Origin of the sequence: Rubrivirga sp. SAORIC476, from assembly GCF_002283555.1 — a bacterium.
GTDB lineage: Bacteria > Bacteroidota > Rhodothermia > Rhodothermales > Rubricoccaceae > Rubrivirga.
Genome location: NZ_MVOI01000006.1, coordinates 889,659 through 908,896, shown reverse-complemented (window position 1 = coordinate 908,896; position 19,238 = coordinate 889,659). Strand labels below are relative to the sequence as shown.

General features: G+C 71.7%; 11 protein-coding genes. 10 read left to right on the top strand and 1 reads right to left on the bottom strand.

The window, feature by feature from the left end; translation table 11 throughout:
• Nucleotides 1–58 precede the first annotated feature (58 nt).
• The 9 genes from B1759_RS15330 (at nt 59) to B1759_RS15290 (ending at nt 13,927) form a co-directional block, all read left to right on the top strand.
• Nucleotides 59–3,031 carry a choice-of-anchor Q domain-containing protein gene (locus B1759_RS15330; RefSeq protein ID WP_143537418.1) on the top strand — a complete coding sequence of 991 codons (2,973 nt, stop codon included), beginning with the start codon at nt 59–61 and terminating at the stop codon, nt 3,029–3,031.
• A 137-nt stretch (nt 3,032–3,168) separates the two neighbouring features.
• Nucleotides 3,169–5,946 carry a T9SS type A sorting domain-containing protein gene (locus B1759_RS15325; RefSeq protein WP_095515924.1) on the top strand — a complete coding sequence of 926 codons (2,778 nt, stop codon included), beginning with the start codon at nt 3,169–3,171 and terminating at the stop codon, nt 5,944–5,946.
• Nucleotides 5,947–6,240: 294 nt separating this feature from the next.
• Entirely contained in the window at nt 6,241–6,576 is a 336-nt protein-coding gene (locus B1759_RS15320; protein ID WP_095515923.1) for a helix-turn-helix transcriptional regulator, read from the top strand.
• Nucleotides 6,560–7,411 carry an arsenic resistance N-acetyltransferase ArsN2 gene (gene arsN2 / locus B1759_RS15315; RefSeq protein WP_095515922.1) on the top strand — a complete coding sequence of 284 codons (852 nt, stop codon included), beginning with the start codon at nt 6,560–6,562 and terminating at the stop codon, nt 7,409–7,411. The genes B1759_RS15320 and arsN2 overlap by 17 nt, the downstream gene beginning before the upstream one ends.
• Before the next feature lie 59 nt (nt 7,412–7,470).
• Complete coding sequence (locus B1759_RS15310) at nt 7,471–7,839, top strand: hypothetical protein (protein ID WP_095515921.1); 369 nt, start codon at nt 7,471–7,473, stop codon at nt 7,837–7,839.
• 55 nt (nt 7,840–7,894) lie between these two features.
• A complete protein-coding gene (locus B1759_RS15305) occupies nt 7,895–8,803 on the top strand; it encodes a serine hydrolase (RefSeq protein ID WP_095515920.1) in 909 nt (302 codons plus the stop codon).
• 174 nt (nt 8,804–8,977) lie between these two features.
• Nucleotides 8,978–10,585, top strand: a complete 1,608-nt coding sequence (locus B1759_RS15300; RefSeq protein WP_198948915.1) for a glycoside hydrolase family 10 protein — start codon at nt 8,978–8,980, stop codon at nt 10,583–10,585.
• A 145-nt stretch (nt 10,586–10,730) separates the two neighbouring features.
• The gene (locus tag B1759_RS20035; RefSeq protein ID WP_198948913.1) at nt 10,731–12,950 is read left to right on the top strand and encodes a hypothetical protein; all 2,220 of its coding nucleotides are present in this window, start codon (nt 10,731–10,733) and stop codon (nt 12,948–12,950) included.
• Nucleotides 12,951–13,024: 74 nt separating this feature from the next.
• Nucleotides 13,025–13,927 carry a GNAT family N-acetyltransferase gene (locus B1759_RS15290; RefSeq protein WP_095515918.1) on the top strand — a complete coding sequence of 301 codons (903 nt, stop codon included), beginning with the start codon at nt 13,025–13,027 and terminating at the stop codon, nt 13,925–13,927.
• Between the two features lie 61 nt (nt 13,928–13,988).
• Here the strand turns inward: B1759_RS15290 and B1759_RS15285 are convergent, their stop codons facing one another.
• On the bottom strand, nt 13,989–16,931 hold the full coding sequence (locus B1759_RS15285) for a xanthan lyase (protein ID WP_095515917.1): 2,943 nt from the start codon (nt 16,929–16,931) through the stop codon (nt 13,989–13,991).
• A gap of 291 nt (nt 16,932–17,222) precedes the next feature.
• On the opposite strand from B1759_RS15285, the gene nagB reads away from it, so the two are divergent.
• Nucleotides 17,223–19,217 carry a glucosamine-6-phosphate deaminase gene (gene nagB, locus B1759_RS15280; protein ID WP_095515916.1) on the top strand — a complete coding sequence of 665 codons (1,995 nt, stop codon included), beginning with the start codon at nt 17,223–17,225 and terminating at the stop codon, nt 19,215–19,217.
• The last annotated feature ends 21 nt before the right edge of the window (nt 19,218–19,238 follow it).

Genomic DNA, 19,238 nt, shown 5'->3' with positions numbered 1-19,238 from the left:
TTCTCACGCGGCTCTCCCTGGCTCCCCCGACGCCGCGCTCCCTCCACTCTCTGCATTCATGAGACGCTTGCTCCCTCTCGGCCGACTGGCCCGACCCTCTCTCTTCGCTGCCCTCACGCTGGCAGTCTCCTTGACAGCCCAGGCGGCTGTCATCACGGTCGACTCCGGCGCCGACGACGGCGTCGGCTGCACCCTCCGCGAGGCCGTCGAGGCGGCCAACACCAACACGGCCGTCGGTGGGTGCGCGGCCGGTGACAACGTGAACGATGAGATCCAGTTCTCGGTCGGCGCGGTGACGCTGACCGGCGGCCAGCTCTACCTCTCCGAGGACCTGATCGTGACGGGCCCGGTGACCCTCACGGCGACGCCCGGTCAGCGCATCGTGCGCGTCGGTCCCGCCTCTTCGGTCTCCTTCTCGGGTGTCACCTTCGTGGGCGGCCGGGGCAACGGCGGTGCCCTCGCCATCACGGGGGCGACGACCGTGACGGTGACGGGCGGCGCGTTCAACCAGAACAACGCGCCGCTGTCCGGAGGCGCGATCTACCTCTCGGCCGCCGGGACCCTGACGATCGACGGCACGTCCTTCACCGACAACCAGGCTCGTGGAGACGCGGCCAACCAGGGAGGCGGCGCCATCTACACGAACGGCGGTGGGCTCACGGTCCAGAACGCCACGTTCACCAACAACCGCGCCCTCGGCACGTCCGGCTCCGGCGGGGCGATCCTCAACCCCAACGGGGCGAGCCTCAACATCCAGGCCTCCACCTTCACCAACAACCGCTCCGAGCGCGCAGGCGGCGCCATCGAGACGGTCGGCGGTGCCACGATGGTGACCGGTGGCTCGTTCGTCGGCAACACGGCGGGCTCCAACCCCGGCAACGGCGGCGCCATCCACGGCGGCGGCACGGCCAACGTCACGGTCACCGACGCGGCGGCGACGGGCAACCGGGCCAGCGAAGGCGGCGCGTACTGGATTTCGGCCTCCGGCACGCTGTCGCTGCTCGGCGTCACCGTTACCGGCAACATCGCCGAGGGCGCGAGTGCGGACCAGGGCGGCGGCGGCGTCTACGTCGACGGCGGCGTGCTCAACGTAGACTCCGGCACCGGAGACTCGGTCTTCTCCGGCAACCGTGCCTCGGGAGCATCCGGCTCCGGCGGAGCGATCCTCGTCAATGGCGGCTCGGCGACGGTGTTCAGCACCACGTTCGACCAGAACCGCTCGCAGCGCGCCGGGGGCGCCGTCGAGGTGACGGCTCCTGGTGAAGGCGAGATCGTGCTGGCGGCCTTCGTCGGCTCGACGTTCACGCAGAACGTGACCGGCACGGCGCCGGGCAACGGTGGCGCGATCCACACCACGCGGGGCGTCATCACGCTCCAGGTCCTCGATGCGTCCGTCTCGAACAACGAGGCGGGCAATGAAGGGGGCGGCCTCTGGATCAACGGAGGCACCACGCTCCTCCTACGCGACAGCAACCTGCTCTCGAACGCCGCGCGTGGCGCCGCGGGCGGTGGCGGCCTCTTCGTCAATGGGGGCGAGGCGACCGTGTTGCGCACGACGCTCAGTGGCAACCGGACGTTCGGGCAGGGCTCCGCCGGAGGCGGTGTGCACCTCGCCGACGGCACCGCGACGCTGGATCAGACGCTCCTTCTGAGCAACAGCTCGGACCTGGGTGGCGGCCTCGCCGTCCGCGCGGACGCCAGCGCGACGGTCCAGAACTCGACGCTGTACGACAACTCCGCCCGCCTCGGTGGAGGGGTGGTCTCGCTCAGCGGCGCGATCAGCTTCGACAGCGCCACCATCGCCAACAACTCGGCGGCGCTCGCCGGCGGCGGTCTGTACAACCAGAACACGCAGAACGCAGGCACGCCCTTCGTCACGTTCACGAACTCCATCGTGGCCGACAACAGCGCCACCAACGGCGCCAACCTCTCCGGGCGTTACGGCTCCGGCGGATGGAACGTGATCGGCACCACGCCGACCGCGGCCACCTTCCCGGCGACCGGCACGGACCAGACGGGCACCGACCCGATGCTGGACGCACTCGCCGACAACGGCGGCCCGACGCTGACGGCAGCCCTCCTGTCCGGCAGCCCCGCCATCGACGCGGGCAGCACGGCGCTCACCATCGACCAGCGCGGCGTGGCCCGCACCGAGCCCGACGACGTCGGCGCGGTCGAGTTCGGCGATGCCGCAGCGGGCCCGGCGCTCGTGTTCACGGGCATCTTCGACGGCAACCTCACCGGGGGCCTGCCGAAGGCCATCGAGGTCTACGTCCTCGACGACATCGCCGACCTCTCGGTCTACGGCCTGGGCTCGGCCAACAACGGTGGCGGCACCGACGGCCAGGAGTTCACGTTCCCGGCGGTCGCCGCGAGCGCGGGCGACTACATCTACATCGCCTCGGAGACGACCGGCTTCACGTCGTTCTTCGGCTTCGCGCCGGACTACACGTCGAGCGCGGCCGGCAACAACGGAGACGACGCGATCGAGCTGTTCCAGGATGGCGCTGTGGTCGACGTCTTCGGTGACATCGACACGGACGGCACCGGCCAGCCCTGGGAGTACGAGGACGGCTGGGTCTACCGCAAGGACGGCACGGGCCCCGACGGCACGACCTTCGTCCTGAACAACTTCACGTACAGCGGCCCGCAGGCCAACGACGACGACACGACGCAGGGCTCGGCCACCAACCCGTGGCCGATCGGGACGTACTCGCCCGTCCTGGTGTCGGCGGCACCCTTCGCCTCGGCGACGCAGTCGGCCCTCACACTCGACCGGCTGGACGTGGTGCCGAACCCGTTCCGCAGCTCGGCCCGCGCCTCGTTCGCGGTCTCCGAGGCGCAGGCGGTCACGGTGACGCTCTACGACGTGATGGGCCGCCAGGTCCAGCAGGTCTTCAGCGGCGCGGCGCAGGCCGAGCAGGCCATCGAGGTGTCGGTCGACGGCTCGTCGCTGGCCGCGGGCGTCTACGTGCTCGTGCTCCAGGGCGAGACGGTCCGGTCGACGCGCCAGGTGACGGTCGCTCGCTGAGCCATGTGAGTCTCCCTATCTCGGCGACGGCGCCGGGGCAGACCAACGGCGCGGCCCCTCGTTCTTCGGAGCGGGGGGCCGCGCCTTGTCGTGTCTCCTCTCCGCCCTATACTCACATACATCTCTTCGGTATGCCAATGCGGAGTCGACTCCTCTCTACGTTCGCCTTCGCGTTGGCACTCGCGCTCCCCACCCAGGCGGCGATCATCATCGTCGACTCCAGCACAGACGACGGCGTCGGCTGCACCCTCCGGGAAGCCGCTCAGTCGGCCGACTCGAACGACCCCGTCGGCGGCTGCGCGGCCGGGGACAACATGGGAGATGAGATCCGCTTCTCCGTCTCCAGCGTCACGCTGACGCAGGGCCAGATCGAGTTCTTCTCCGATGTCATCGTGCGAGGCCCCGTTACCCTCACAGCCGCCCCGGGCAGCCGAGTCGTCGAGGCGGATGGGTTGTTCGGGTTCTCCATCCAGTTCTTCGATGTCACCTTCCGAAATGGACGGGGGGATGGCGGCGGGATCTACATATCGGGCAACTCCTTCGTGAACGTCACAGGCGGCGCGTTCATCGGGAACGCAGCCCCTGGGTCAGGAGGAGCCATCTGGGTCAGCGCGAACAGCAACGGCCTCAACGTGAGCGGCGTCGACTTCGTCGGCAACCAGGCGCGCGGAGATGCGGCTTCTGCCGGGGGCGGCGCCATCTACACGGACGGCGCTTCGATCACGGTCCTCTCCAGCACGTTCACGGACAACCGCGCGCTCGGGACCTCGAGCTCCGGAGGCGCGATCCTCAATCCGAACGGCGCGGCGATGTTCGTGCAGAACACCACGTTCACCGGCAACCGCGCGCAACGTGCAGGCGGCGCCGTGGAGACCGTCGGCGGCTACGCCGAGGTGACCAACGGGACCTTCGAAGGCAACACGACCGGGCCCAACCCCGGCAACGGCGGTGCCGTCCACGGTGGGGGCAGCGCCCAGGTGGTGATCCTCCAGGGGTCGGCGACCCAGAACCGGGCGACCGAGGGTGGAGCCTTCTGGATCAGCAGCGACGGCACCCTGTCCCTCTCCGGCGTCACTCTCGACGGCAACATCGCCGAGGGCGCAGGCACCGACCAGGGCGGCGGCGGTGTCTACGTCGACGGCGGCACGCTCACGGTCACGGACGCCATGTTCACCGGCAACCGTGCGACGGGGGCGTCCGCCTCGGGGGGCGCCATCTTCGTCAACGGCGGGTCCGCCACCCTCACGGACGCGACACTGCGTCTCAACCGGGCGCAGCGGTCTGGCGGAGCCATCGAGGTCATGGGCGGGGCCGAGGTGGGGATCTCCGGTGCCGAGTTCTCCGACAACGATGCGGCCCCGAGCCCCGGCGACGGAGGAGCCGTCCACCTCGCAGACGGCACCCTGACGCTCGCCTCGACCACGTTCTCCAGGAACTACGCCCGAAACCAGGGGGGCGCGCTCTGGGTCGCGGCCGGGGCCACGCTGACCGACCACGGCTCGGTGTTTAGCGAGAACACGGCCCGCGGGCTCGCCCGCCAGACTCCGTTCCTCTGCGGCGGCGCCGTCTACGTCGGGGGAGGCACTGTTGACCTCACCGAGTCCATGTTCACCAGCAACCGGGCACACACCTGCCGGGGCGGTGCCGTCGCCATTCGGCACGGCGAGGTGGTGGTGGAGCAGGCCCGGTTCTCGGAGAACCGCGCGTCCGGATACGCCGACGACAGCCAGGTGGACGGGGGCGCGATTGCGGTCGTCGGCGAGGCGGCCGTCACGATCTCGACCTCAGAGTTCATCGACAACCAGGCCCAATCCAGCGGAGGAGCGATCGTCGCCCTTCGAGGATTCAGTTCCGTCGCGCCACTCACCATCGAAGGATCCGCAGTCACCGGCAACTTCAGCGTGTTTGGCGGCGGAGGGCTCTACGCCTTCGGTGGCACGTTGGAGATCAGCACGTCGGTACTGTCGGACAACCGGACCGGCCTTCGCGGCTCGCAGGATGCGGGCGGGGCCCTCCTGCTTGGCCGAAGCGACGTCACGATCCGCGAGAGCCTGATCTGGGGCAACTCCGCGACGGGCAACGGCGGTGGGATCGACGCCAGTGACGGATCGCTCTCCATCCTCAACACGACGATCCACGGCAACACGGCACTGCGTGGCGGTGGTCTCTTCGCCCTCGGCTCCGCCAACTTTGCGCTGGTCGAGGGCAGTACGCTCACGGACAACCAGGCCGGCAGGGAGGGCGGTGGACTCCGGACCGGCCCGAACCACGTTCGACTCCGAAGCACGATCGTCGCGGGCAACACCGTCGAGGGCGACGACCCGAACGACGGGCCGAGCTTCCTGGGCACCCCCGTGTCCGGCGGCTTCAACATCGTGGACGACGCCCCGCTCGGCTTCGACCCCGAGCCCACGGACCGGATCAACACGGACCCGATGCTCGGCCCCCTCGCCGACAACGGCGGCCCGACGCGGACGCGCGCCCCGCTCCCGGGCAGCCCGGCCATCGACACGGGCGACACGGACCTGACGGTCGACCAGCGCGGCTACGTGCGCGCGGACGGGATGGACGACGTGGGCGCGTTCGAGGTCGGCGCGACGCCGTCGGGCGACCTCCTCGCCGTGGCTGCCTCCACGTCGCTGTCGACGGCCGAAATGGACCCGCTGACCGTGGTTCCGAACCCGCTCGACAGTCATGCCCGTGCGACGTTCATCGTGAGCGAGGCGCAGGTGGTGACCGTCACGCTCTACGACGTGATGGGGCGTCGCGTGCAGGAGGTGTTCGCAGGCCCGACGCAGGCGGCGACGCCAGTGACGGTGGAGGTCGATGGCGGGTCGCTGGCCGCGGGCGTGTACGTGCTCGTGCTCCAGGGCGAGACGGTCCGGTCGACGCGCCAGGTGACGGTCGCTCGCTGAGTTGCGTGAATCGCCCCGCCTCGGTGATGACGCCGAGGCGGACAGGCGCGCGCGGCCCCCGCTCCAGAGACCGGGGGCCGCGCTCCCTTTCAGGCCGGGGGTTGACAGGTCGCTGGCGAACGCGTATCGTTCATCGTCGATCGACGATGAACCTGTTCCACCAACCCCCACTCCCATGATCCTGTACGCCTGCTGCGACTGTGACTGTGACGACGGCGCCTGCGACTGCGGGTGCTGCTGCTGCTGACCCGACCCCCGGTGGTGGGGCCTCGCTCCGCCGCCGGTTCGTTTTCCATGACCGACTCCCCGCCGGCCACCCTCCCGGACGACGCGACGCTCGCGACCTGGGCGAAGGCTCTCTCCCATCCCGCCCGCATCGCCATCCTCCGCACCCTCGGTGCGCGAGGGTCGTGCGTCTGCGGCGAGGTGGTCGAGGTGGTCGGGCTGGCCCAATCGACCGTGTCGCAGCACCTCAAGGTGCTTCGCGAGGCGGGACTGATCTCCGGCACGCCCGACGGCCAACGCTCCTGCTACTGCCTCAAGGCAGGTGCGCTGGCCTCCATCTCCGCTTCCCTCGGCGTCTTCTTCGAGGGCCTCTCTTCGTGCTCCTGCGATGACGGCTGCTGCTGACCCCCGGACCTCCGTCCTCTTCGTCTGCACCCACAACTCGGCCCGGTCGCAGCTGGCCGAAGGGCTGCTCCGCGCCCGTCACGGCGACCGCTACGAAGCATTCAGTGCCGGGACCGTCGCGCGCGGCGTACACCCGCTGGCCGTCGAAGCGCTCCGCGACGCGGGCATCGACCCGAGCGCCCAGAGCTCAAAGACCATCGACGACCTGGGCGACCAGGACTTCGACATCGTCGTGACCGTGTGCGACAACGCCCTCGAAGCGTGTCCGTACTTGCCTGCGCGCGTCCGCAACGTGCACCACAGCTTCCGGGACCCGTCGGCGGTGGAGGGCACAGAGAACGACCGGCGCGCGGCCTTCGCGACCGTCCGCGACGAGATCGCTGCCTGGATCGATGGCGCGTTCGGGACGCCCGAACCCGCTACCGAGGCCGACCTCCCCGGCATCCGGGCGCTTCTGGAGGCTGCGGCTCTGCCAGTCGGCGACCTGCCCGAAGCCGACCGCTTCCTCGTCGTCCGCCCTGGTAACGTCGTGCTCGGCAGCGTGGCCGTCGAGCCGTACGGCGACGCCGGGTTGCTCCGGTCGCTGGCCGTGGCGCCCGAGGCGCGCGGGACGGGGGCGGGCTCCCGCCTCGTAGAAGCCGCCGAGGCGCGCGCCCACGCCGACGGCCTTCGCTCGCTCGTCCTCCTCACCACGACCGCCGCCCCCTTCTTCGAGGCTCGCGGCTACGCCCCGATGGACCGTGCCGAGGCCCCCGCGGGCGTCCGCCAGTCGAGTGAGTTCCAGGGCACGTGCTGCGCATCGGCGGTGTGCCTGGGCAAAGCGCTGTCCCCATGAGACGACCGGGCACCGGCGCGCGGCAGAGAGCGTTGTCCATCCACGTCCTCCCCGTTCTCATGCGCCTCCCGCTCCTCGCCACCGCCCTCCTCCTGACCCTCGGACTGGGTGGCTGCACCAACGCCTCCATCGCCGAGGCCTACGGCCGCCCCGACCCCTTCGACTGGTCGTACTTCGAGGGCTCGCCCGAGGAGGTCGTGAACGCGATCGGGGAGACGTTCCAGCAGTCTGGCATCCGGGTCGAGTCGGTCCGCAGCCAGGACGACGGCGTCATCGTGACCGTCGTCGGGCGGTTCGACCCGGCGGGCTACACCCAGATCCGGGTGCAACAGACCGACATCGAGGAGTTCACGGCACGGGCGCAGGTCTACCCCCAGGGAAACGTCCTCCCCCGCTGGCTGGAGTCCGAGATCTCGGGCCGTATCTGACGAGTCAGCGCGAGAGGCGCGCCGCGCGCCGATCCGCCGGGCGTATCGTAGCCCCATGCTGACCGTCCGCCTCGGCCTGCTCGCCACCGTGGTCGCCCTCTCGGGCTGCATCTGGTGCCCGGGCCCCCTGCTCGTGACCGCCTCCCCCGACCCGCTGGCCGAGACCGTCGACGCCATCGTGGCGCAGTACCCCGGCGCGACGGTCGCCGTCGCCGTCCGCAGCCCGTCCCGCCGGTTCGACCGTCTGGCCGACCGCACCTTCCACGCCGCCTCGACGATGAAAGTGGGCGTGATGATCGAAGCCTTCCGGCAGGTGCAGGCTGGCCGGAGAGCATGGGACGACCCGGTCCGCGTCGAGAACCGGTTCCGCTCCATCGTCGACGGCACCGAGTACCAGATCACGGACGACTCGGACGACGGCCTCTACGCGCTCCAAGGCCGGGACGTGACGTTCCGCACCCTGACCGAGCGCGCCATCACGACCTCGTCCAACCTCGCCACCAATCTGCTCATCGGCCTCGTCACGGCCGAATCGGTGCAGGCGACGATGGACCGCCTGGGAGCGCCGGGCCTGCGCGTGCTGCGGGGCGTCGAGGACCTGAAGGCGTTCGAAGCCGGACTCAGCAACGCCACCACCGCCGACGCGCTCGCGACCGTGCTGGAGGCGATCCGCGACGGCCGCGCCGTTTCCCCCGCCGCGGACGCAGAGATGGTCGACATCCTGGACGACCAGGCGTTCAACGAGATGATCCCCGCCGGCCTACCGGCGGGCACGCGGGTGGCCCACAAGACGGGCTGGATCACCGAGATCCACCACGACGCCGCCATCGTCTACCCGGAAGGCGCCGAGCCGTACGTGCTCGTGATCCTGACCGAGGGCCTCGCCGACCACGACGAGTCCGCCCGCCTCGGCGCCGAGGTAGCCCGGGCCGTCCACGCCTCCGTGACGGGCGCCGCGAGGTAGCCACGCGCGCCGCCGTCGGGGACGCATCAGAGGCGGTCCGTACCGTCCGCCGTTCCGGCGTGCGTGGGCTCCTGTGCCATTTCTCACCGACACCCAGCAGATCCCTCAGACGCCGCGGGGCCGAGTGGCGGTACGTTCCTCGCCCCCCGTTCCGCTCGCCCTGCCGTCGTCCCCGTGTCGTTCCGTTCTGCCCTCGCCTGTCTCGCCGTCGCCCTGTGGATGGCCGGTTGCTCCGCCCCCGAGCCCGTCCGCGTGCCCGAGCCGCCGGTCGTGGTCGCCGCCCCGGAGCCGACGCCTCCCCCCGCCCCGACGCCCGCGCCGCCGCCCGACCCGATGCTCGGAGGCGAGGTGGTGGACGCGGCCACCCTGCCCGGCCCGACGCGCGAGTTCCGTGGCGCCTGGATGGCGACCGTCGCCAACATCGACTGGCCGAGTGAGCCCGGCCTGACGCCCGACCAGCAACGCGCCGAACTCGTCGCCCTGCTCGACCGGTCCGTCGAGGTCGGCCTGAACGCCATCGTGCTGCAGGTCCGCCCCATGGCCGACGCGCTCTACTTCTCCGCCCTGGAGCCGTGGTCCGCCTTCCTGACCGGCGAGCAGGGCCGTGCGCCGAGCCCCTGGTACGACCCTCTCCAGTTCGCCATCGACGAGTCCCACGCGCGTGGTCTGGAGCTGCACGCCTGGGTCAACCCGTACCGCGCCAGCCATCCGGCCGGACCGCAGGCGAAGGACATCACCCACATCACCCGCCAGCGCCCCGACCTCGTCCGCCGCTACGGCGACTACCTCTGGCTGGACCCCGGCGAGCCCGAGGCCGCCGAGCACTCGCTGCGCGTCATCATGGACATCGTCCGCCGGTACGACATCGACGGCATCCACATGGACGACTACTTCTACCCCTACCCGGTCAATGCCCGGGGGCGGCGCGTCCAGTTCCCCGACGCCGAGTCCTACGCGCGAGCCCAGGCCGCCGGCGAGACGCTCGGCCGCGACGACTGGCGGCGCCAGAACGTGGACCGCTTCATCGAGGCACTCTACGACAGCGTCAAGGCCGAGAAGCCGCATGTCAAGGTCGGCATCAGCCCGTTCGGCATCTGGCGGCCCGGCTACCCCGCCTCCGTGACCGGCTTCGACCAGTACGGCGAGATCTACGCCGACGCCCGGAAGTGGCTGCGCGAGGGCTGGCTGGACTACCTCGCGCCGCAGCTCTACTGGTCCATCGCCAGCCGCGGGCAGAGCTTCCCGGCGCTGCTGGACTGGTGGGGCGAGGAGAACGTCCAGGGCCGCCACCTCTGGCCGGGTCTCTACGACAGCCGGACGCTGCCGGAGCTGGACAGCTACCGCCCACGCGAGATCCTGGATCAGGTCCTGCTCGTCCGCGACGACGCGGAGTCGACGGGCACCATCCACTTCTCCATCAAGGCGTTCTGGCCTCGGTTCTCGTCGCTCGGCGACCAACTCGCGACCGGTCCCTACGCCCAACCCGCGCTCGTACCGCCCTCCCCCTGGCTCGCCGACGCCCCGCCCGCCGCGCCGCGCCTCGCCGTCACCCGCCGCGGCGACGACGCCGACGTGATCGCGCTCCCCGGCGACGCCGACCCGGTCCGCCAGTGGGTCGTCCGCGCCCGCCGCGCGGGCGTCTGGACCTGGGAGACCGTGCCTGTGGGCGTCGGCACGTACGTGCTCTCGGGAGACGACGGACCGGTGGAGGCCGTCGCTGTGTCGGGCATCGACCGCACCGGCAACGAGGGCCCGGCCCGCGTGGTCGAGGTAACGCCGTAGGCCCCGCCCGCCTCGGCACCGAGGCGGGCCGAGCCGCCACAGGGGAGCGACGGAGGCTGGCCCCATCCCTCCCCTGAACCCCGCCCCCCGCCTCCGAGGCGGGGAGGCCTGTGCGTACCATGCGGCCTCCTCCCCCCGCTCGTCAATGGCCGACGCCGACCCCCGCCCCTCCATGCCGCCCCCCGGTCCGCCGGACCGCGACATCGCCGAGCCCGTCGGCCAGCCCGGCGCCTGGCGCTGGGTCCCCTCGCTCTACTTCGCCGAGGGCATCCCCTACATGGTGGTCGCCGTCCTCTCGGTGCTCCTCTACAAGCGCCTCGGGCTGACCAACACCGACATCGCGCTCTACACGAGCTGGCTGTATCTGCCCTGGGTCATCAAGCCGTTCTGGGCGCCGCTGGTCGAGATGATCAAGACCAAGCGGCTCTGGATCGTCGCCATGCAGGTGCTCATCGGCGGCGGCCTGGCCGGCGTTGCGCTGACCATCCCCGCCTCGGGCTTCGTCCAAGCCACGCTGGCGTTCTTCTGGCTGCTCGCCTTCTCGTCCGCCACCCACGACATCGCCGCGGACGGCTTCTACATGCTCGCCCTCGACGAGCACGACCAGGCGTGGTGGGTCGGCTGGCGGAGCACGGCGTACCGCGCGGCCATCTTCGCGGTGCAGGGCCTGATCCCGATCCTGGCCGGGTCGCTGGAGGCGTCCACCGGCCTGGAGCCCGTCGTCGTGACCGTGGAAGCCACGCCCGCGGCGACCGGCGACGCGCTCATCGGCACCGACGCCGTGCCCCTCGACCTGACCGAGCGCACGGCCGCGCCCGACGCGACGCGCGACCAGCTTCAGGTGATCGCGGGCGACGCCGCCATCCCCATCGCCGCGCGCCCGACCGACGAGGTGTCCGCGCTCCTCGACGCCGCCCGCGCACAGAACGAGGCCAACGGCTTCTACGGCGGCCCCGTCGCCCCCCGCCCCCCGCCCGCCTCGGCATCGCCCCCAGCCGACTCGCTCGACGCCCTCGCCCCCTCCGACTCGCTCGCCGGCACCGCCGCGGCCGACCCCACCGACACGATCGCCCCCGAGGCCATCGACGAGCCCGTCGCCGCGGCCCCGGCCGAGGACGCGCCCTCGTGGTGGACCCGCACCATCTCCGGCCCCCTCGGCCGCGCCATCACCGCCCTCTTCGGCGACGACCCCACCGATGTCGCCGCCACGGCGGGCAACGTCGGCGTGGTGCCGTTCCGCCTCTCCGGCCCCCCGCCGCCCGGCGAGGAGGTCGCCGTCACCCTCACCCACAGCGACGGCGACGAGAGCCTGAAGCTGGTCGAGGGCGAGCGCTTCGTGTTCACGGCCGACAACTGGGACCGCCCCTACGCGGCCGTCGTGCAGCTCGATCGCAACCTCGACGCCCCCGCGCAGGCCTCCTTCCGCGCTCTCAGCGGCAACATCCCGCTCGCGTGGTCCATCACGTTCCTCGTCATCGCGGGCGTGTTCCTCGCCCTGATGGCGTGGCACCTGTTCGCCCTCCCCCGCCCCGCCGCCGACGCGCCCCGCGTCGAGGGCACCGGCGGCGTCGAGGGTGTGCTCCAGTACCTCGTCTTCCTGGCGCTGTTCGTCGTGCTGCTGGCCGTGCTCATCATCCCCATGATGATCTCCGGCATCGTCGCGCCGCGCACCACCGGGCCCTGGGGCCGCATGTTCCGCGCGCTGCCCTTCTCCGGCAGCCCCCTGGCCGACGCTATCACGACGTTCTTCGAGAAGCCGGAGATCGGCATCGCGGTCGCGTTCGTGCTGCTCTACCGCTTCGCCGAGGGGCAGGTCGTCAAGCTGGTCATCCCCTTCCTGGTCGACTCCCCGGAGGCGGGCGGCCTCGCGCTGACCACGGCCCAGGTGGGCATCGCCTACGGGACGGTCGGCGTGGCGAGCCTGACCGTCGGCGGCATCCTGGGCGGCCTTCTGATCGCCCGGGACGGCCTCGGCAAGTGGCTCCTGCCGATGGTGGTCGCCATCAACCTGCCCAACGCGGCGTACCTGCTGCTGGCCATCTTCCGTCCGGAGAGCTTCGTCTGGGTCAACGTCGCCATCGCCGTCGAGCAGTTCGGCTACGGGTTCGGCTTCGCGGCCTTCCTGATGGTGCTGATCTACATCGCCACGGGCGAGCGCAAGACGGCCCACTACGCCATCGCGACCGGGTTCATGGCCCTCGGCATGATGATCCCGGGCATGTTCTCCGGCTGGCTGGAGGACCTGATCGGCTACGAGCAGTTCTTCGTCTGGGTGCTCATCGCGACCATCCCCAGCTTCCTCGTCGCGCTGCGGATCAAGGTGGACCCGACCTTCGGCAAAAAGAAGGCGGAGGCCGCCGCCTGACGCGACGCTGCCGCCCCCGCCGGGGCGCACGACTCACGGAGGGCCGGACCGCGCGCCGCCCCTACCGAGCCCCGATGTCTCACACCATCCGCCCCCTCCACCCCGCCGACGCCGCCCGCGCGCTCTGGAACCGGAGCGTCCCGCTGTGGCCCATGACGCCCGCCCTGTGGGCCGAGATGGTCGATGCCGAGGTCGCCCTCGTCGCCACCGAGGCTGGAGGCGCCGCCCACGGGCAGGAGGAGGTCGTCGGCCTGGCCGTCGGCGCGCGGTGGCCCGTCGCGGACGGCATGCGCGGAAGCGTCCGCCTGCTGGCCGTCGACCCGGCGCACCGGCGGCGCGGCTTCGGCACCGCCCTCCTCGACGCTGTCGCCGAGGCGCTCGGGCAGCACGGCGCGACGGTCCTCCGCCTGGGCGAGGGTGCGCCCGTCTACCTCACGCCCGGCATCGACCTGCGCGAGGCGGCCGGGCTGGCGTTCGCGGACGCGCGCGGCTTCGCGCCCATCGGCGAGGCCGTCCACCTGGGCGTGGCCCTCGGCCCCCTCGACACGGACACCGAGGCGGACGGAGCGCGGCTCGCGGAAGCGGGCGTCACGGTTCGACGCGCCACTCCTCCCGACCACGCCCCGCTGGCCCGCCTGCTGGACGCCGAGTGGCCCGCGTGGCACCCCGAGGTCGCCCGCGCCCTGTCCAACGACCCGCCGAGCGTCCATCTCGCCGTACGGGGAGCCGACGTGCTCGGCTTCGCCGCCCACAGCTCCAGCCATGCCGGGATGCCGTGGTTCGGCCCGATGGGCACGGCCCCCGCCGCACGTGGCCTGGGCGTCGGCGCGGTGCTCCTGCGGCACTGCCTCGCCGACCTCCGCGAAGCCGGGCACGCCCAGGCCACCATCGCCTGGGCCGCGTCGTTGCCGTTCTACGAGAAGGCTGTCGGCGCGACCGTCTCGCACCGCTTCCGCCGGGTCGAACGAGCGCTGTAGAGCATGCGGACCGTGGGGAGATCAGGCGGGGACGCTCCCGTCGCCCGCCGCCTCCCTGCCGCTACTCGCCCAGCACCCGCCGGAGCGCCTCTTCCATCAGTCCCGCGCGCGCCTCGGCGTCGAACACGGACTCCAGCGGGACGCTCAGGCTGAGTGTCCGCCCGTGGGCGACGGCGGCGACCTCGCCCGACCCGAAGCGGCCCACGATCTCGGCGCGGATGCCACTGGGGGCCAGCACGTCCGGCCAGCGGACGGCATAGCGCCTCGGCCCGTAGGCCGTCCCGAAGGGCACCGCGGAGCCGCCGAGGGCGACGGCCAGCACCCCATCGGCACGTCCGTCCGCCCGGACGCCGAGGTGGGTGCGAACCCAGGCGGCCGACGCGAAGTCGCTCGCTGCGTCACTCGCCCAGTGCGCCCCCGACACGACCAGCGCGCCGCCGCCGTCGAGGTACATCCCAAGGCGGTCGCGGAGGGGCTCCGGCAGCGCCTCGAACGCTGGCGAGCGCGGATCGGCCGGGTCGGGCCACGCCGTACGCCGCTCCAGGCCGAGCACGAGGTCGACCACGGCGACGTCCGCCAGGTCGACTGTGCCGTCGGCGACGGCCTCGTCGGAGGCGGACGAGAACGAGCGCCCGACGGCGAGCAGCGCGCGGCCGTGGACCGCCGCGTGGTCGCGGTCGTTGCCCATGATGAGCGTTCCTTCCAGTTCGGACCCACTCGCCCCCCAGCCCGGCTGCGGGTCGCTGACGTACTCCGCCGACGGATCGAACACGCGCTGCGCCCCGACCGTGATCACCCCGATGCCCTCGGGCACGCCGACCGGGTCCACGAATCCCGCGTTGCCCGGCACGTCGACGGCGTCGGGCGGGGCGACGCGGTCGAAGCCATCCACGACGAGAACCGGGGACGCGCCCGGCTCCCCCACACCGACCGCCAGTGCCTCGGAGGGCCGCCCCTCTCCCCCCTCATTGACGCCCGCGACCCGGTAGCTGCGGACGATCCCCGCTGGCGGCGCGGGCAACCGCACCGAGGTCCCCTCGACACGCGTCCCCTCGTCCCAGCCGATGGCGCCGTCGCGGGTGTAGACGACGTAGGCCGTCGGCAACGCGTCCGGCTCCAGCGGGTCGGGCTGGGGCTGCCAGCCGAGCGCGACGCGGTCGCCCTCGAGGAGCGCGTAGACGTGCGTCGGTCGGAGCGGCTGCGGGACGAACCGGTCGCCGCGCTGGGCGGCGAGGAAGCGGCCGTAGCCCTTGTAGACCGCACGGGCGGCGTCGAACTGAAAGCGCGGGTCGAGCGCGAAGCGCATGTCGCGGAAGTTCTGGTGCGAGAGCAGCTCCAGCAGGAGCGACGGCACCGCGGGCCGCGTCGACTCCGAGTAGCTGCGGTCCCAGAGCTGGCGGCGCGACCACGACGGCGCGTAGAGGCGACGGATGTCGTCCACCAGGGTCGTCTGGACCCCGTCGGCGAGGTCGCGGTTGGCGAGGCGCGAGGTGCCATCGGCGAAGGCACCCGACTCGTCCATGCCGGGGACGTTGTAGATGGCGAGCGTCCCGATGGTGCCGTCGCGGTCGATGCCTGCGTCGGTGTGCCACGCGAGGACCGCGTCCACGGGAATGCCGAGGCCGGGCAGGTCGGGCGCGTCGCTCGGGCCGAACGGCGCGCCGCGGAGCCAGTTCGCCCACTCGGCGCGGCTGCGGAAGTCGTCGGTGTAGTCGTTCCCCGGGTCGTCGGTGATGTTGTAGACCGAGGTGGGCGCGCCCGCGAACTGCTGGTAGTAGCGCGAGCCCTCCATCCACCGCGCCCGCCCGCTGGTCCCGGCGCCGCGCCGGATGACGCCCTCCCCGCCGCCGAAGCGGACGGCGTCGGCGGAGACGGTCCCGTCGGTGCCCACGACGAGCGTGACGCGGCCCCGCGACCCGGCCTCGAACTCGAACGTGCCGAGGTACACCCATGTCCCCGCACCGATGCTCTGATTCACGAGCACGTCGGTGGTGCCGCCCGCGTGGACGACGGTGTAGCGCGCCGCCTCGGAGCGGTCCGCCCCGGCGGCGTAGCTCACATGGACGGCGTAGCGCCCGGCCTCAGGCAGGTCGGGCGTCCAGGTCGCGGTGTGACGCGCCCGCGCCCCGCCGACCGCCTCCCTCGATCGGCCGAGGCGGAAGGGGTTCTCACCGTCGCCGTAGCTGGCGCGAAGGCCGAATCCCGTCGGACCGTCGCCCCACAGGCCCGTCTCGGCGTAGCCGCGCGAGCCCTCGTCCACGATCACCTCGGGGGCCGTGTCGCGCTCACGCGCCAGCAGCGTGACGGCCCCGGCTCGCTCGAACATCGGCGTCAGTTCACGCGTCACGAAGCCGACGGTCAGCAGGTCCTCGATGGTGGTGAACAGACGGGCGCGCTGCCAGCCCCAGGCGCGGGCGTCGGCGTTGTAGAGCCAGCCGTGGCTGGGCCACAGGGCGACGTGGCGCCCGGCCAGCCCGGCCGTCGGAATCCGGTCCTCGTCCGCAGGGCGCACCAACGGCGGAGTGGCCACCGGCGGTGCGAAAAGCCGGTCGGAGTCACGGTCGGCGGGGACGCGGTCGGCGTTTGGGATGAGGGCGGTCAGCGCCACGCCACGCGTCTCGACCCGGACCGCGGCACCGGGGTAGGCGCCGCGGACCGCCTCGGCCACGGCCGCCTCAAATGCCGCCGCCGAAGCCGGGCGCACCGGTGCGTCGCCGAGGTCCTGCGAGAAGCGAGCGACTGCGACACCGTCCACCACCGCGACCGTGTCCACCTCGACGCCCCGGCCGACGGGCAAGCCGCAGTCGGCCGCGCGGCAGCGAGCGAGGACGCCGCGGACAGCCGCCATCGCCTGTGCGTCGCGGGCTGCGCTCCCCACGGCTGGCGTCACGGGAGGCGCGGTCACGACGGGAGGAGGCGCCTCCGGCACCGAGACGGGCGCGGAGGCACCGCACCCGGCGAGCGTCAGCAGGGCAGCGGAGAAAAGCGAAAGGCGGCGGACCATCGGTGGCGGGCGGGAGAGAGCCCACGGTACGCCTGTTCAGCACGTCGGTCCATCCCTTCGCGACCAGGGTCCCCGCCCGGCCCCCACCCCATGGGGAATACCCCTAGGTTGAATCCCGACGGCCTGACGGCGCAAAAAGGACCCCCCCGGTGCAGCAGAGCGGCGGTACACTCCCGGCTCCATTCATCCAGAGCCCGCCGCGACGTGCGCAGCTTCTGGGGATGGGGCTCCCGGCCCGGCCGGGTTCCATCGCTCAGAACGCGGCAGGCCACACCCCGTCTTTCCCCGGTCATGCCCGCTTTCGCCGGTACGGCGCCCCGTACCCTCCCGTCCTCCGAGCCTTCGTTCACGCGCCAGCCGTGGCGTGCCCACGGCGTCGAGCGCCTGCCGGTGCTCATCTTCGACGACCCCGGCTCGCTCGCCAAGCAGGCCGCCCGGCAGGTCCGCACCCTCATCGAGGCCAAGACGAGCGCCGGCGACACGGCGGTGCTGGGACTGCCCACCGGCTCGACGCCCATCGGCGTCTACCAGGAGCTGATCCGGATGCACAAGGAGGAGGGGCTCGACTTCTCGAACGTGGTCACGTTCAACATCGACGAGTACGTCCCGATGGCGCCGGACAGCCTGCAGAGCTACCACCGGTTCATGCGGGAGAACTTCTTCGACCACGTCAACGTGCCGGCGGAGAACATCCACATCCCGCGCGGCGACCTCGCTCCGGAGGAGATCGAGGCCCACGCCGCCGAGTACGAGCGGCTGATCCAGCGCGCGGGGGGCATGGACCTGCTGCTGCTCGGCATCGGGCGCAGCGGCCACATCGGCTTCAACGAGCCCGGCTCGACGCCCGAGGACCGGACGCGCCTGATCGTCCTCGACGAGATCACGCGCAAGGACGCCGCGTCGGACTTCTTCGAAGAGAAGTACGTCCCCCGCGAAGCGATCACGATGGGCGTCGGCACCATCCTGGACGCCCGCGAGATCATCCTGATCGCGACCGGCGAGCACAAGGCGCCCATCGTGCGCCAGGCCGTCGAGGAGGCGCCGAACCAGCAGGTCTCGGCGACCTACCTCCAGCTCCACAGCAACGCGTCGATCTACGTCGACCGCGCGGCGGCCTCCGAGCTGACGCGGGAGAAGACGCCCTGGCTGGTCAAGCGCGTCGAGTGGACGCCCGAGGCCTCCAAGCGGGCCGTCATCTGGCTGTCCAAGGAGACCGGCAAGGCCATCCTCCGGCTCGACGCCGGCGACTTCCACCGGCATCACCTCCACGACCTCGTCCACGGCTCCGGCGGGGTCGACGAGCTCTGCCAGACCGTGTTCGAGGACCTCCGCCAGCGCGTCATCTACCGCGACCAGCTGCCCAAGAAGCAGCGCGTGATCGTCTTCAGCCCCCACCCGGACGACGACGTGATCTCGATGGGCGGCATGCTGCACGCGCTCGTTCGCAACGGCAACGACGTCACGGTGGCCTACATGACCAACGGGTCGGTGGCCGTCTTCGACCAGGACGTGCGCCGCCACCTGCAGTTCATCGAAATGAGCCAGGACGTGCTCGCGCCCGAGGGCGGCGACGCCGTCAAGGACAAGGTGGCGGCCATCCTGCGCGACATCGACAAGAAGAAGCCCGCCGAGGTGGACACGGACGAGGTCCAGAAGATCAAGGCCTTCATCCGCTACACCGAGGCCATCGCGGCCATCGAGGTGATGGGGCTCGGCGCCGAGAACGCCCGCTTCCTCGACATGCCGTTCTACAAGACGGGCCGCGTCAAGAAGGCGCCCATCGGTGAGGCCGACGTGCAGATCGTGCTCGACCTGCTCACCGAGACCGGCGCGACGCACCTGTTCGTCGCGGGCGACCTCTCGGACCCCCACGGCACCCACCGGATGTGCTACAGCGCCATCGACCAGGCGGTCCGCCGCTACGGCGACACGCTCACCGAGGTGGACCCCGGCGGCGACGGGGCACCCGCCAAGAAGCGCCGCAGCAAGGCCGCCGACCCCCGCCCGCTCGTGTGGCTCTACCGCGGCGCGTGGCAGGAGTGGGAGATCGACCGCGCGGACGTGTTCCTGCCGCTCTCGAAGGCAGACCTCGACCTCAAGATCGAGGCCATCTACAAGCACGAGAGCCAGAAGGACCGTGCCCTCTTCCCCGGCGCCTACGACGACCGTGAGTTCTGGGAACGGGCCCGCGACCGCAACACCGAGACGGCCTCGGCGCTCGATGCGCTCGGCCTCCCCGAGTGCTACGCCGCCGAAGCTTTTGTGACCGTTCACGAGATGCCCTAAGTCTAAAAAATCGCGCGCGCC